This window comes from Herbidospora mongoliensis (assembly GCF_001570545.1).
In the GTDB taxonomy this organism is placed as follows: domain Bacteria; phylum Actinomycetota; class Actinomycetes; order Streptosporangiales; family Streptosporangiaceae; genus Herbidospora; species Herbidospora mongoliensis.
Map to the genome: position 1 here is coordinate 803,124 of NZ_BBXD01000009.1, position 14,965 is coordinate 818,088.

Annotated in this window: 14 protein-coding genes and 1 pseudogene; all 15 read right to left on the reverse strand. The window is 70.4% G+C overall.

What is annotated here, in order from left to right:
• Positions 1-26 precede the first annotated feature (26 nt).
• On the reverse strand, positions 27-953 hold the full coding sequence (gene fmt, locus AW272_RS07985; protein WP_066362217.1) for a methionyl-tRNA formyltransferase: 927 nt from the start codon (positions 951-953) through the stop codon (positions 27-29).
• The gene (gene def / locus AW272_RS07990; RefSeq protein WP_066362219.1) at positions 953-1,498 is read right to left on the reverse strand and encodes a peptide deformylase; all 546 of its coding nucleotides are present in this window, start codon (positions 1,496-1,498) and stop codon (positions 953-955) included. The genes fmt and def overlap by 1 nt, the downstream gene beginning before the upstream one ends.
• Positions 1,499-1,578: 80 nt before the next feature.
• A complete protein-coding gene (locus AW272_RS07995) occupies positions 1,579-2,808 on the reverse strand; it encodes a hypothetical protein (RefSeq protein ID WP_245657264.1) in 1,230 nt (409 codons plus the stop codon).
• A 23-nt stretch (positions 2,809-2,831) separates the two neighbouring features.
• Positions 2,832-4,517, reverse strand: a complete 1,686-nt coding sequence (locus AW272_RS08000) for a hypothetical protein (protein ID WP_066362221.1) — start codon at positions 4,515-4,517, stop codon at positions 2,832-2,834.
• Positions 4,518-4,699: 182 nt separating this feature from the next.
• Complete coding sequence (locus AW272_RS08005; protein WP_066362223.1) at positions 4,700-6,256, reverse strand: primosome assembly protein PriA; 1,557 nt, start codon at positions 6,254-6,256, stop codon at positions 4,700-4,702.
• 909 nt (positions 6,257-7,165) lie between these two features.
• Positions 7,166-7,510: pseudogene (locus AW272_RS44865) on the reverse strand (primosomal protein N' family DNA-binding protein); the annotation flags it as partial.
• 63 nt (positions 7,511-7,573) lie between these two features.
• On the reverse strand, positions 7,574-8,761 hold the full coding sequence (metK, locus tag AW272_RS08010) for a methionine adenosyltransferase (RefSeq protein WP_066362225.1): 1,188 nt from the start codon (positions 8,759-8,761) through the stop codon (positions 7,574-7,576).
• Between the two features lie 90 nt (positions 8,762-8,851).
• Positions 8,852-9,208, reverse strand: coding sequence for a hypothetical protein (locus AW272_RS08015; protein ID WP_066362605.1), 357 nt, complete (start codon positions 9,206-9,208; stop codon positions 8,852-8,854).
• A gap of 98 nt (positions 9,209-9,306) precedes the next feature.
• Positions 9,307-10,494: a bifunctional phosphopantothenoylcysteine decarboxylase/phosphopantothenate--cysteine ligase CoaBC gene (coaBC, locus tag AW272_RS08020; RefSeq protein ID WP_218010828.1), complete on the reverse strand. Its 1,188-nt coding sequence runs from the start codon at positions 10,492-10,494 to the stop codon at positions 9,307-9,309.
• Positions 10,495-11,011: 517 nt separating this feature from the next.
• Positions 11,012-11,281, reverse strand: coding sequence for a DNA-directed RNA polymerase subunit omega (rpoZ, locus tag AW272_RS41860; RefSeq protein WP_061299114.1), 270 nt, complete (start codon positions 11,279-11,281; stop codon positions 11,012-11,014).
• Between the two features lie 12 nt (positions 11,282-11,293).
• Positions 11,294-11,857 carry a guanylate kinase gene (gene gmk, locus AW272_RS08030; protein ID WP_066362235.1) on the reverse strand — a complete coding sequence of 188 codons (564 nt, stop codon included), beginning with the start codon at positions 11,855-11,857 and terminating at the stop codon, positions 11,294-11,296.
• A gap of 146 nt (positions 11,858-12,003) precedes the next feature.
• A complete protein-coding gene (gene mihF / locus AW272_RS08035; protein ID WP_066362237.1) occupies positions 12,004-12,327 on the reverse strand; it encodes an integration host factor, actinobacterial type in 324 nt (107 codons plus the stop codon).
• A 161-nt stretch (positions 12,328-12,488) separates the two neighbouring features.
• On the reverse strand, positions 12,489-13,193 hold the full coding sequence (pyrF, locus tag AW272_RS08040) for an orotidine-5'-phosphate decarboxylase (protein WP_066362238.1): 705 nt from the start codon (positions 13,191-13,193) through the stop codon (positions 12,489-12,491).
• Positions 13,190-14,149, reverse strand: a complete 960-nt coding sequence (locus tag AW272_RS08045; RefSeq protein ID WP_245657266.1) for a dihydroorotate dehydrogenase — start codon at positions 14,147-14,149, stop codon at positions 13,190-13,192. Before AW272_RS08045 ends, pyrF begins: the two co-directional genes overlap by 4 nt.
• Complete coding sequence (locus tag AW272_RS08050) at positions 14,139-14,957, reverse strand: dihydroorotate dehydrogenase electron transfer subunit (RefSeq protein ID WP_066362606.1); 819 nt, start codon at positions 14,955-14,957, stop codon at positions 14,139-14,141. The genes AW272_RS08045 and AW272_RS08050 overlap by 11 nt, the downstream gene beginning before the upstream one ends.
• Positions 14,958-14,965: the final 8 nt, after the last annotated feature.

A 14,965-nucleotide genomic window follows, 5' to 3' on the forward strand; every position in this document is an offset into this window, starting at 1 on the left:
GGTGGCGAGCGATCATTCAGCGTAGCTCAGCCGAGGTGGTCGCCTTCCCCGATTCGGGCACCGCGGGCCCAATCGCCCGCCGTCATCGGCTTCTTCCCCTCAGCTTTTACCTCGCCGAGAAGGACGGGATGGCTGGCCGTCCCGGCCCACACGCGATTCTTCTGGACGCGCAGCTCACCCGGCGCCAGCTTCTCGGCCTCCGGGGCGGGGGTGACGGCTCCGAGCTTGAGCCGGTGGCCGCGGAACTCGGTCCAGGCGCCGGGATTGGGCGTACAGGCCCGGATGAGCCGGTCGACCCGCAGCGCGGGCGTGGTCCAGTCGACCCGGGCGTCGTCGACCGCGATCTTCGGCGCCAGGCTGACGCCCTCGCCGGGCTGCGGCCGGGCTTCGAGGGTCCCGTCGTCGATGCCGTCGATCGTGGCGGCCAGCAACCCGGCACCCGAGTAGGCCAGCCGCTCCAGGAGTTCGCCGCTGGTGTCGCCGGGCCGGATCTCCTCGGTGACCACCCCGAAGACGGGCCCCGCGTCGAGCTCTTTCACGATCCGGAACGTGGCCGCACCGGTGATCTGGTCGCCGTGCAGCACCGCGTGCTGGACGGGGGCCGCGCCGCGCCAAGCGGGCAGGAGCGAGAAGTGCAGGTTGACCCAGCCGTGGACCGGGATGTCGAGCGCCGACTGCGGCAGCAGCGCGCCGTAGGCGACGACCGGGCAACAGTCGGGCGCGATCTCCCGCAGCCTCTCGAGGAACGCGGGATCGCCGGCCTTCGCGGGTTTCAGCACCTCGATGCCCGCCTCGGCGGCGAGCTCGGCCACCGGGCTGGGGTGGAGTCTCCGGCCGCGCCCCGCCTGGGCGTCGGGCCGGGTCACCACGGCGACCACCTCATGGCGCGAATCGAGCAACGCCCGCAGAGACGGCAGCGCGGTCTCGGGGGTGCCCGCGAAGACGAGACGCACTAGATGGCCCTCCCACCGGTGGCGTGCGGCGAGTAGCGCACGACGGGCGCCAGCCCGCTCCACTCGGCCTCCCGGACCGCCTTCATGGCGAGCTTGCGCTGCGCGGCGTCCATGCGGTCGATGAACAGGATGCCGTCGAGGTGATCGGTCTCGTGCTGGAGGCACCGGGCCATCAGGTCGGTGCCCTCGATGGTGACCGGCTCACCGTGCATGTCGAAGCCCTTGGCGACCGCCCGGATCGCGCGCGGCGTCGGGAACGCCAGCCCCGGGAAGGACAGGCAGCCCTCGTCGCCGTCCTCGTCGCACTCCTCGCCCAGGTCGAGGACGGGGTTCACCAGATGGCCGACGACGTCGTCGATGTTGTAGGTGAAGACCCGGAGCCCGACGCCGATCTGCGGGGCGGCGAGACCGGCGCCCGGGGCGTCCATCATCGTGTCGGTGAGATCCTTGACCAGCTTGCGCAGTTCCTTGTCGAAGGTCTTGACCGGCTCCGCCGGAGTGCGCAACACGGGGTCGCCGAACAGGCGGATCGGCTGAACTGCCACCAGAAGGCTCCTTGGACTAGGGATCGCTCCAGTTTAGGGGCGACCGCCGTCACCGCGTCCCGGTCTTGTCAGCCGTCGCGCTAGAGCGAGCGGGCCTTCATCGCGGTCTTGCGGGCGGCCTTGGCGACGACCACGTCGGGGTGGTGCTTGCCCAGCAGTTCGAGCACGGCCAGGGTGTCGGGATGGTCGGCGCCGCCCATGGCGGGCACCAGGCTGAGCAGGTCGTCGCCGAGCACGTCGAGGTCGCCGCCCTTGGCGGGCGCGCCCAGGTAGAGCAGGGCGGCCAGGGTGTCGACGGCCACCCAGGCGCCGTCGGTCTCGCCGAGAGCCGGAGCGTCGAAGTCGCGCACACCCAGCCAGGCGGCGGCGTAACGCCACATCAGCGGCTCGTCGAGCGCCTCGCGCACAGCGGGAGAGGCCTCGGGACCGAGCTCCTCCAGGATGGTCCCGGCGGTGCCGCGCTGGGCGGCGTTGCCTGTCGCGGCGATCTTGATGAGGTCGCGGGCCGCCTCCTCGGGGGCCCGCCGCTCCAGCCACAGGCTGGCCGCGCTGGCCGACGCCTTCCCGGCGATCAGCGCGTCGATCAGCTCACCGGCGGTCAGCAGGGCCAGCCCCTCGATCTCGCTCAGCGACGGCGCGTCATGCCCTTCACGCAGCAGGTCGCGGCGCACCGCCCAGACCCCGATCGGCGTCAGCCGCACCGAATCGGCCCCGGCCCGCTCGATCAGCCCGCAGTAGGCCAGCAGCTCCATCGCCGCGGCCAGCTCGGTCGGCAGCACCAGGCGCAGCCGCCGCAGCTCGTGGAGGCCCGCCTCGCAGCCGACCTCGTGGGCCTGCAGGATGCCGGTCGTGAGCAGCGTCACCGACATGCCCTCACGCACCGAGTACATGGTGGCCAGGATCTCGGTCAGGTGCTCGTCGACGACCTTCGACCCGGTCAGCCCGTGTTCGTCGGTGCGGTCGAGGACGTCCATGACGACGCCGTCCCAGAACTCCATCGTGTCGCGGAACCCGGGCCCCGGCCGCGCGCCCTCAGCGGTGATCTCGGTCAGCCGGCCGTTGACCGCGACGATCCACAGCAGCCGCAGCCGGTCAGGCTTCAGACCCAGTTCCTGTACGACCTGAGCAGCGTCCCCAGGCAGCAGAGTGTGGTCGTCGGCGACGGGCCTGGTGCCCGTCCAGGCGGCGAGACGGACCGCGTCGCGAACCAGGGGAACCGACCGGACCTGAGCGGCGAGCTCGTCGTCGAGCGCCAGCTCGACCGGCGGAAAGGTGAGCACGTCGCTGTCGAGGATCGCTGAACCTGGCATTCCTGCAACTTACTCCACAGCAGTTATCTGATGCCCCGCGAACGAGCCTTGAAGGCGGCCTTCCTGGCGGCCTTGGCGGCGTTCCGGTCGGGCAGCGTGTGCCCGAGCAATTCAAGCACCTGCACGACGTCGGGATGCTCCACTTTCCACATGTCCTCGATCACCTCGGGCGACGGCCCCGAGGCCGCCATGTTCTCGGCGAACGACTCGGGATCGGCCTCGGCCGCCGGAATCGCGAGGGCCAGCATGTCGACGCTGACCCACAGCATCTCGTCGTCGGTCATCGACGGCGCCCCCAGCCGACGGGCCGTCAGCCAGTGGATGACGTGGGGCCGCAGCTCCTGGTCGGACAGATATCCCCGGACGGCCGACTCGGCCTCGAACCCGAGCCGGTCGACGATCGTGACCGCCACCCCGCGCACCTCGGCCGGCGCCCCGACGACGGCCGCCAGCAGTTCTTCCGCGGCTTCGGCGGGCGAACGCGCCCCCAGCCACCCGGCGATGTCGGGCTCGGCCCCCTCGGGTGTGAAGCCGTCGGAGAGGAGCCCGGCGATGAGCCCGCTCGCATCCCCCTCGGCCAGAACGGGGGCGATGGGGGCGTCGAGCCCGAGTTCGGCGTACATCTCCCGGATTCCCCACATCCCGTGCGGGGTCAGCATCAGACCCTCGGCGGTGACGGCCACGGTCCCGGCGGCGGCGAGCCCTTCGAGGGCCTCGGTCAGGTCACCCACCGGCCCGTCGTCGGCCACCTCACTGAGGTAGTCGCCGACGGCCTCGACCGGCACGGGCACCTGGAGGCGGTAGAGGAGGTCGTGGATGGCGTACACCTCCTTGTCGACCACCGCCGACCCGGTGACCTCGCCGCGGTCCTCACCCAGGAACTCGACCAGGCCCACCCACAGGTCGAGCACGTCTTCGTCGGCCCGATCCTCCAGAGCCTTGAACCCTGCCTCAGCACTGACCTGGACACCGTCGAGCTCCGCGAGCCCGAGCGCGATGGCGAGCCCCCAGGCGACCGAAGGCCGCGCGACCCGACGGGCGGCGAGTTCCTTGGCGTCTTTGACCCTGAGCGCCTTGCGAGTGGTGGCGGTGGCCCCGGTGCCGACCATCCACGCCACGACGGTGTGGGCGTCGCGCAGCAGCGGCACCTCACGCACCATCTTGGCGACCTCGGCCGGCGCCGCCAGCCGCACGGGCGGCAACGGCGCACACCCCGGACAGTCGCAGTCTTCGTCGAGGGTGAGGCTGCGCCCCTGCCCGAGCCGAGGCGCGGCGTCGTCGACCCCCGGCTCGATGAGCTCGAACGTGTCGGCCCCGATGACACTGAAAATGCTCTTCGCCATGCCGAACTTCGACGAGTCGGCCAGCGCCGACGGCATGAGCGGCCCGACCCGGTCGAGCGCCGCCCGCATCTCGGCGGCGGTCGCGTCGTCGATCTCGCCGGTGGAGACGAGGAAGTCGACGAGCGTGCGCGCCGCCGCGACGATCCCGGCGGCGCTGTCGGGCGGAGTGATCACCTTGCGTGGGTAGATCTCCAGCAACAGTTCCTCGAAGGTGGCCGGACGGAAGTCCCCCGGCTCCCCGACCTCCAGATAGTCGCTGGCGTAGTCGCACAGCAGCCTGATCTCGTCAGCGTCGGGCGTGACACCGTTTTCGTGCCCCCACACACGCAGGCCGACGATGGCCCGGTTCACCCATTCGATCGACACAGGGAGACGCTAACGGGTTACTGACCGCATCGCGAATCGACGCCCTCGCCCCTAGATCAGGTCACAGCAGATCAAGCCCCCCAGACCACCTGGCAGCCCCACCCAACCAGGCCGAACGACAGAGAAGCGAGCCTCCGGCAACGCGTCGAGCGCCCCGAGAAGCCAGCCGGGACGGGCTCAGGTCACAACAGATCAAGCGGGTCGATGTCCACCCTGACCACTTCAGCTGCCTTCCGCGCGGACCTGACGCCGGCGGCCCCCTTGAGGACCTTGGCCAGCTCGGCCCCCTTCGATTTGGGCGCCCTCAGGACCGCTCTCTCCTCTTCGGTACGCCCGACCGGCACCGGCCCCAGCACCTCCACGCCCTCCGGAAGGGTCACCAGCCCGAGCATCTCGCGGATGGCCGAAGGCGAGCCGGTGAGCGTGGCGACATGGGTGACGGGAGGGAAGCCGAGCTCGGCGCGGTCGCGGAGTTCACGTTCGGCATGTGTGACCGGATCCCACCGCACGAGCGCCTGAGTGACCGGCGCCCCCGCGTCGGCGAGCACGACCACCTCCCCGCCCGGCCGCACCAGCGCGGCGGCGTTCAGCCACCTCCGGAGCGCCTCCTCGGCGGCCCTGAGGTCGGGCCTGCTGAGCATCGCCCACCCGTCGAGCAGCGCGGCGGCGGCGTAACCGCCCTCCGCGACCGGTTCGGCGCCCGGCGTGGCCACCACGAGCGCCGGCGCGTCGGGCACCGACGCGAGCACCCCGTCCCGCCCCGACGTCGCGACCCTGGTCGACGGAAACGCCCGCCCCAGCTCTTCGGCCGTCCTGCGCGCCCCCACGACAGCCGCTCGCAGCCGGGGGGACCCGCAGTTGTGGCAGCGCCAGTCTCCGGCGATCCGGCCACACCAGCGGCAGTAGGGCGCCGCGTGCCCGTTCGTCAGCGCGAGTGACCCGGCGCAGTTCGAACAGTGCGCGCGAGTACGACAGTTCTGACAATTCAACGCCGGGAGATATCCCCGCCTCGGCACCTGGATCAGCACCGGCCCGCTCTCCAGCCCGGCCTTGAGCGCCCGCCAGGCGATGCTGGGCAGCCGAGCCGCCCGGGCCGCCTGGTCACGCCCGAGTTCGGCGTCGTCTCCGGCGGGCTTGACCCGGGGGGCCCACCGCCGGACCTCGTCCCGCGAGACGGTCAGCGGCTTCGCCCACCCGGTCGCGATGAGCCGCGTCCCTTCGGCGGTACGCGCGTACCCCCCGATCAACATGGCCGCCCCGGCCGCATGCACCCGGGTGGCCAAGACCTCCCGGGCGTGCGGATAAGGCGCCAGCCGCTCAGAGTGCAGGTCGTCCCCGTCATCCCAGAGCACCGCCAGCCCAAGGTTCTGTACGGGCGCGAACGCCACCGCCCGGTTCCCCACGGCGACCGCCACCTCGCCCCGCAACACCTTGAGCCACCGCCGATACCGCTCCGCAGGCCCCAGATCGGCCGTGATGGCGACATGCGGCGTCTCCCCGAGAGCAGCGGAGACCAGCGTGACGTCCTTCCCATCGGGAACCACGATCACGACCCCCCGCCCGGCCGCCATCGTCTGCTGAACAGCCTCGGCGACGGCCCCAGGCCAACTCGGCGGCCCCCCAGGCAGGGCAGCCCACACGGCCCGCACCGGACGCCCCTCGCGAAGAGCTACCAGGAAGGAAAGCCCCGCCGGATAGGTACCCCAGTAGTCGCTGACCAGGTCAACGGATTCCCCCACCCCACCAGAGACCTCGGAAAGCCCTGGATCGCCCGCATATCCCGAAATTTCGCGACCTGGCTTCGACACAGAAGAAGACGCAGAGGGAGGAGCGTCACCCTCCCGTCCAGATCCGTCGGCATAGCTGGACACACCTGCCGGACCAGCCACATCGGCCCGTTCGGGCACGCCGTCTTGGCCAGTCACGCCACCCGGGCCTGACACATCCACTTGGACGGACACGGCGACTCGTTCAGACACATCGGTTTCTTCAGGCACGCCGACTTGGCCGGACACGTCGGAACCCATGCCAGCTACTTCGGGACCCGAGCCCAACCCGAAGGAGGGCACAGCCTCTCCCTGACCCGAAATCTCACAACCCACCCTGCTCACAGGCAGGGAAGCCACATGGTCAACATCGGAAATTTCACGATCTGCGCGAGGCGCAGGCGGTGACACGGCATGCTCCGCGCCCGAAATTTCGCGACTTGTGCCGCGCGCAGCCAGAGACGACAAACCCGCTTGACCGGATGCTTGGCGACCACTGCCGGCCACGAACCGAGGCGCGCCACCGCCCGCACCGGAAACACCCGGATCCGCACCAGCCGCGAACGAAGCCTCCCCCGAGGTGCCGCCATCCACCCCGTCAGCAGGTGACCCGACTACATCCCCGTCACCAGAAGCCCTCTCGCCCCCGGCCCCGACCGTCGCGCCAAGCCCAGCCCGCTCGGACCCGGCCGCCAGCTCACGAGGTGAACCGGCGGCATCCCCGCCAGGCCCCTTCCCCACCCTGACCGTCGCACTGGTCCGAGCCTTCTTGGACACAGCCGCCGACTCACGCCCCGAAGCCTCGGCCCGGGCATGGCGCGGCGGAATCGCCAGCCGCAGCACATCGGACAACGTCCCCGCATACCGATCGGCCACGGCCCGCGCGAGAGAGGCGATCTCCGCCGTCAGCACCCGCTCCGGCGAGATCACCCGGTCAAGAAAGAGAAGCGCACCTTGGTGCTCGCTGAACTCCACCCGCTCCAGCAGGTAAGCGTCGGTCAGTTTCCCGGCGAACCGCACCCGCACCCGCACCCCGGGCAACGCGGTATCGGACATGCCCTCAGGCACCAGATAGTCGAAGAGCCGATCCAGGTGAGGCAGCGGGTTGTCGACCACCACCCGCCCCACCGGCAGCCGGGAAGCCGCCAGGGGCGCGCCGACGCCCCTCCCCCGGACCTCCGGGGAGGTCGGGAGCGCGATCAGCGCCTCCTGCGAACCCTCACTCACAAGGCCCAAGTCCTACCAGCAAGAAAAAGATCCCCGGACCGTAGCCCGGGGATCTGGGGAAAACTACAGACCGGCGGCAGCGCGCAGCGCCCCGGCGCGGTCGGTCGACTCCCAGGAGAATCCGTCACGGCCGAAGTGGCCGTAGGCGGCGGTCTCCGAGTAGATGGGACGGAGCAGGTCGAGGTCGCGGATGATCGCGGCCGGACGCAGGTCGAACACCTGGAGGACGGCCGACTGGATCGCCGAGATCTCGACGGTCTCGGTGCCGAAGGTCTCGACGAACACGCCGACAGGCTGAGCCTTGCCGATGGCGTAGGCGACCTGGACCTCGGCGCGGTCGGCCAGACCCGCGGCGACGATGTTCTTGGCGACCCAGCGCATGGCGTAGGCGGCCGAGCGGTCGACCTTCGACGGGTCCTTGCCCGAGAAGGCGCCGCCGCCGTGGCGGGCCATGCCGCCGTAGGTGTCGACGATGATCTTGCGGCCGGTCAGGCCGGCGTCGCCCATGGGGCCGCCGATCTCGAAGCGACCGGTCGGGTTGACCAGGAGGCGGTAGCCCTCCACCACGATGTCGAGGTCGGCCAGGACCGGCTCGACGACGTGCTCGCGGATGTCGGGGGCCAGCATCTCCTTGAGGTCGATCTCCGGAGCGTGCTGCGTGGACACGACGACCGTGTCGAGGCGGACGGGCTTGTCACCGTCGTACTCGATCGTGACCTGGGTCTTGCCGTCGGGGCGCAGGTAGGGGATGGTGCCGTTCTTGCGGACCTCCGACAGGCGGCGGGCCATGCGGTGGGCCAGCGTGATCGGCAGCGGCATCAGCTCGGGGGTCTCGCGGCAGGCGTACCCGAACATGAGGCCCTGGTCGCCGGCGCCCTGGCGGTCGAGGTCGTCGCCCAGGCTCTCCTCGCGGTGCTCGTAGGCGTCGTCGACGCCCTGCGCGATGTCGGGCGACTGGGCGCCGATCGAGACCGAGACGCCACAGGAGGCGCCGTCGAAGCCCTTGTGGGAGGCGTCGTAGCCGATCTCAAGGATCTTCTCCCGGATCACTCCGGGGATGTCGACGTAGGTCTCCGTCGTCACCTCTCCGGCGACGTGGACCTGGCCGGTGGTGATCATCGTCTCGACGGCGACTCGGCTCTTGGGGTCGTCCTTGAGCATGGCGTCGAGGATCGCGTCACTGATCTGGTCGGCGATCTTGTCGGGGTGGCCCTCGGTGACCGACTCGGAGGTGAACAGGCGACGGGACAACTCGTGGCTCCTCATGCAGCGGCTGCTGACGGCTAAATGGCTTCGCTGAGTGTAGCCGGACGACCGTCACCGCCGCGAAACCGTCTCACGTTACAAATCAGGAAGTGGGTCACGCGGCAGGTCCCCCGGCGCGAACGCCTCGGCGTCGGCGGCCCCCACGACGGCGACGTACTCGTCGGCGACCTCGAACGACACGCCGCCGAGCTCGATGACGGGACCGGGCGAGAAGTCGACGGGGCCGAGCCGGGTCCGGCGCGGATGACGCGCCCACACCGACGCGGGCTCGTGCCGCCCGAACACCTTGGTGGCCAGGACCGTGATCGACCGGTCGGTCACCACGACGAGATAGCCGGCGCCGTCGGCGTAGGCCGGGAAGACATAGCGGAGATCCTCACCCGGCGGCAGCAGGGCGCGGCAGCGTTCCCGGATCGCGGCGGACACGGGCATGGCCATCTCCTTCATTGCCCGGAGTCGGGGGCCCGTCCCGGAGGGCCAAACGGGCCTTTTGTGGGCCCCATTCCCTCTTTGTCCCGCGAACCGGGGCGTTACACCAGCCTGGCGGCGATGAGATCCCAGACGACCCCGGCGAGGTCGTCTTTGGGCCCGCGCGGAATCTCGACCGGTTCCCCTTCAGCTACTAGGACGGTCGCCGCGTTGTCCGGGGTTCCGAAGGCGAGATTCTCCCCTACTTGATTGACGACAAGCAGGTCACAGCCCTTCCGCGCCATCTTCGCCTGCCCGTTGGCCAGGACGTCGTCCGTCTCGGCGGCGAACCCCGCGATCACCGCGGGCGACTTCACACCGGCCCGGCGCCGCTCTCCGAGCTCCGCCAGAATGTCCGGGTTCTTGGTGAGATGAATGGCCTCGGGTTCATCTCCCGTTTTCTTGATCTTCGTACGACTCGCCGCCACCGGCCGGAAGTCCGCCACCGCGGCCGCCATCACCACCACATCGGCATCGAGGGCCGCGGCGAGCACCGTCTCCCGCAACTGCAACGCCGACTCCACCCGCACCACGTCCACCCCGGCGGGGTCGGGCAGCGACACATTGGCCGCCACGAGCGTGACCGACGCCCCCCGGGCGGCGGCGACCCGCGCCAGCGCGTACCCCTGCATCCCGGACGACCGGTTCCCGATGAACCGCACCGGATCGATGGCCTCCCGCGTACCCCCCGCCGACACCACGACGCGCCGCCCCGCGAGGTCGGGGGTGGCCCCCTTGAGCACGTTCCGGCACACCTCGAAGATCGCCGCCGGATCCGGCAGCCGCCCCTTGCCGGAGTCGGCCCCGGTCAGCCGCCCCACGGCGGGCTCGATCACGATCGCCCCCCGGGCCCGCAGGGTCGCGACGTTGGCCTGGGTGGCGGGGTGCTCCCACATCTCGGTGTGCATCGCCGGCGCGAACACGACGGGACACCGCGCGGTGAGCAGCGTGTTGGTCAGCAGATCGGAGGCGAGCCCATGGGCGGCCTTGGCGAGAATGTCGGCCGTGGCGGGCGCCACGACGAGAAGATCTGCGTTCTGCCCAATCCGTACATGCGGAACTTCCTGGACGGAATCCCAGACCTCAGCCGAAACAGGATTCCCCGAAAGCGCCGCCCAAGTGGGCTCCCCCACAAACCGCAACGCATCCCGCGTGGGCACAACTCGAACAGAATGCCCGGTTTCGGTAAACAACCGAAGAAGCTCACACGCCTTATAGACCGCGATCCCCGCGGATACCCCCAACACCACCTGATTAGCCACGGAGAAACCCTATCGAGCGCCCGCGAAGCGCCCCGCACCCCGGCCCAATTGGACGATCCCGCGCGTGACACCGATCGTCACGACCCCGGCAGAAAAGCTTTTTTCTCTCCGTTACGGCTCACGCCTGGCCGGCACCGCCCGCCGCCGCCGGCCCGCACCGTATTCGACGCCAACCGGCCGCTCCCGCCTCGCCCCGATACGAGGCGGCATCCCCACCCTGACGAGAGAACCATCGGGGTGGAGGATCAGCAGGTGGCCAATGCTCTCGCCGCATGCAGGGGGCAGCACACTTGTCGACCCGCGACCCCGGGGGCGCCCAAACGACGCACCGGTCAAACGCCCGACGAGATCTCCACGTCAGGCGTTACGGCATCAGTCGTGTGGTGCCCGCTCGGGCGCGCCTGTTTCTGGACTGAGGAGCGCAGGAGAGCGAAGCGAACCGGAGCGACGAGGGAAGAAGCAGGCTGAGAGCGCCCGAGCCCGCGTGTGCGGAGCACACGCCAAACTACACAGCGCCCTCGATGGGCTCAGAGGTCAGCAGACCCTCGGAGACCTCGCGCAGCGCGATCGAGAGGGGCTTCTCCTGGGCGTGGGTCTCAACCAGGGGGCCGACGTACTCGAGCAGGCCTTCGCCCAGCTGGGAGTAGTAGGCGTTGATCTGGCGGGCCCGCTTGGCGCCCATGATCACCAGGCTGTACTTGCTGTCGACGACGTCGAGCAGCGAGTCGATCGACGGGTTGGTGATGCCCTCGGAATAGGCGGCGCTGGTGGTCACAGTGCGGGTCCCCTAGCTAGTCGGATCGTCAGCCATCAAATCTATCAGCCGCCGACATACCTCTTGCACCGACGTGTTGACAAGGGTGAGGTCGAACTCTTTCTCGGCCGCCATCTCGATCTGCCCCGCCTCAAGCCGGCGGGCGATGACGTCGGGCGGTTCGGTGCCTCGTCCGCGCAGACGGCGTTCGAGTTCTTCCCACGTCGGCGGGGCGAGGAAGACGAGCAGGGCCTCGGGCATGCTGGCCCGGACCTGGCGCGCGCCCTGGAGGTCGATCTCCAGGAGGGTGGGCTCGCCGTTGACCAGGCGCTCCTCGACGGCTGTGCGAGGGGTGCCGTAGCGGTTGCCGGCGAACTCGGCCCACTCGAGCAGGTCACCGCCGGCGATGAGCCGATCGAACTCGGCGTCGTCGGCGAAGTAGTATTCCACCCCGTGAATTTCCCCGGGGCGGGGTTTCCGGGTAGTCACCGAGACCGACAGCCACACCTCTGGGTGTGCCCGCCGGAGCTCGGCGACGACCGTGGACTTGCCGACGCCGGACGGCCCGGAAAGGACCGTCAGGCGTGTCAGAGGCATGGAGCAACCGTATCGCGCCCCGTCCCCTCCGGTTTCCGCGGCCTCGTGAGCCGTGCTGCCGTCGGACCAGGACGTCGTGGTCACTCAATGCCCCTTGTTGTCACGCGATCCCCGGCCACCCCGAGGGATGGCCGAAAGCGTACGCCTCAGCTTTCAGCGCCACCGAATTCGCGCTCAAGAGAAGCGCGCTGGTTGGCGCCCAGTCCACGCACGCGGCGGGATTCGGCGATACCAAGACGTTCCATCAGCTGCTTGGCGCGGACCTTGCCCACGCCAGGGAGCGACTCAAGCAGAGCCGAGACCTTCATCTTGCCGATGACGTCGTCGGTCTGCCCATCCTTGAGCACCTCGCTCAGAGACACCGCGCCATGCTTGAGACGGTTCTTGACCTCAGCACGTTCCTTGCGGGCCTTCGCAGCCTTCTCAAGTGCTGCGGCGCGCTGCTCGGGGGTCAGGGGAGGAAGAGCCACGCCGGGTCACCTCGAATTTCTGTCGATGTACTCGGACGGGATGGGAAATTAGCTGGTCCTTGCCCCATCCGGCAACGTCAAGACCTGTTTCTCGCAAAGAAACTTAAATAAACTACGCCCCGTAATCGCGATTTAACTGTCCGTCGACGAAAACCGCCTCATCAGGGGCGGGACAGTGATGTGCGCCTCAGTGCCGCGGCGATGCCCGCGGCGGTCGCGCCGGGGTCCGCCGAGCCGGTGATCGGACGTCCGATCACGAGGAGGTCGGCGCCGTCGGCAAGCGCTCTCTCGGGGGTCGCGACGCGGGCCTGGTCCTGTGAGTCGGCCCCCGCCGGGCGGACTCCGGGGGTGATGAGCGTGATGCCCGCCCCGACCTCCGCGCGGACGGCGGCGACCTCCATGGGCGAGCAGACGAGCGCCTGGGCCCCCGCACCCACCGCGAGGGCGGCCAGACGGCGCACGGCGTCCTGTGGCGGCCCCTGGAGGCCGATCGCGGCCAGGTCGGGCTCCGAGAGCGAGGTGAGCACCGTGACGGCCGCGATGCGCGTCTGAGGGGCGTTGTCGACGGCCGCGCGGATCATCGCGGCCCCGCCGGTCGCGTGGACGGTCAGGAACGCGGGCTTGAGGCGGGCGACGGCCTTGGTGGCGCCGGCGACGGTGTTCGGGATGTCGTGCAGCTTCAGGTCGAGGAAGACCTGCACGCCGCTGGCGCCCCGGACGGAGGCGATCACGTCCGGTCCGTACCGGAGATACAGTTCGAGCCCGACCTTGACGGTCGAGACGTGTGGGGTCACCAGGCTCGCCCAGCGGGCCGCGGTCTCCAGGTCGGGCGCGTCCAGGGCGACGGCGATGGGTGCGGGCGTCACAGGGAACTCTCCTCACGATCATTGCGGTGGGACGGACGGTGGGCCAGGCCCACCGCGTCGGCGAGCCGGTCGAACCCGCGCTCCTGGAGGAGTTCCTCCAGCTCTCTCAGCACGCGGTGACCGGCGTAAGGGTCGTGGAACAGGACCGTACCCACCCCCACCGCGCAGGCTCCGGCCAGGACCAGCTCAAGGGCGTCGCGGCCACTCACGACGCCGCCCATGCCGATGACGGGGGTGCCGGGGAGCGCGGCGTGCACCTGCCAGACGCACTTGACGGCCAGCGGCTTGATGGCGGGCCCGGACAGGCCGCCGGTCCCGGCGGCCAGGGCCGGACGCATCCGGTCGACGTCGATGGCCATGCCGACCGGATTGTTGATCATCGCCAGGGCCTCGGCGCCGCCGTCGACGCACGCCTTGGCGATGGCGACCACATCGGCCACGTCGGGCGACAGCTTGGCGATCACGGGGAGGTCGTACCGCGCGGCGGTCCTGACGGCCGAGACGACCTCGCCGGCGGCCGAGGGGTCGCGGGCGAAGACGCGGCCCCTGTCCTCCACGTTGGGGCACGACAGGTTGACCTCAAGAGCAGTCACGCCGGGGGCGTCGGTGAGCTTGCGGGCCAGGGCGGCGAACTCGGCGACGCTGCCGCCGCCGATCGACACGACGGTCCGGACGCCGCGCTCGGCCAGCCAGGGCAGCTCCCTGGTCAGGAACGCGTCGATGCCCGGCCCCTGGAGCCCCACGGCGTTGAGAAGCCCTGAGGGCGTCTCGGCCATGCGGGGGGTGGGACGACCCGCCCGGGGCGACATCGTGATCGTAGGGGTCGTCAGGGCCCCCAGACGGGCCACGTCGGCGAAGGGAGCCAGCTCGCGGCCGGTCCCGGCGCAGCCGGAGGCGGTCAGGATCGGGTTGGGCAGTTCGACGTGCGCCAGGTAGGTGCGCATGTCAGCGGGCACGGTCGCCTCCCGGCGCGCCGTGGGCGTCGAACGGGATCGTGCCGACGTCGTCGAACCTGACCCGCTCGCCCCGGAAGACCGGGCCGTCGACGCAGGCCCTGGTCATGCGGGTGACGCCGTCGTCGCCGATGACGGGAACGGTACATGTCATGCAGATCCCGATGCCGCAGGCCATCATCTCCTCGACGCTGACCTGCACGGGGATGTCGAGTTCCGCGCACACGGCGGTCACGCGGCCCAGCGTCGCCATCGGCCCGCAGGCGTAGACGACGTCGGCGTGCGTGTCGGCGATCACGGCGGGCAGGACGTCGACCACCGACCCCTGCACGCCCAGGGAACCGTCGCGGGTCGTGAGGGTCGCCGTCTCCGCCATCCGGCGGGCCCGCAGCGCGCCGAAGACCCGGTCGGAGGACGCGGCGCCCAGCACGAAGTCGACCCGGCAGTTGCGCTGCTGGAGCACGTCCGCCAGGGCGAACAGGCCGGCCGCGCCGTATTCGGAGCCGACGAGCAGGCAGGAGGCGGGGTCGCGCGGGATCGGGAAGGGCCGTCCCAGCGGGCCGATGAGATCCAGCGGATCACGGGCCCGCCGGTCGGCCAGCCAGGCGGTGCCGGCGCCGCGCACGGTGAAGACCAGCTCGACGGTGCCGCCGTAGTCGGGCTTCACGTCGTGCACGGCGAAGGCCCGGCGGGTGAGGGTGCTGGTGCGGGGCCCGCCCACCGCCACGGTGACGAAGTGGCCGGGCCGGAAGCGGTCGGCGATGCCCGGCGCGACGACGGTCATCGCGTGGTAGGCGTCGATCCGGCGCATGGTCAGCA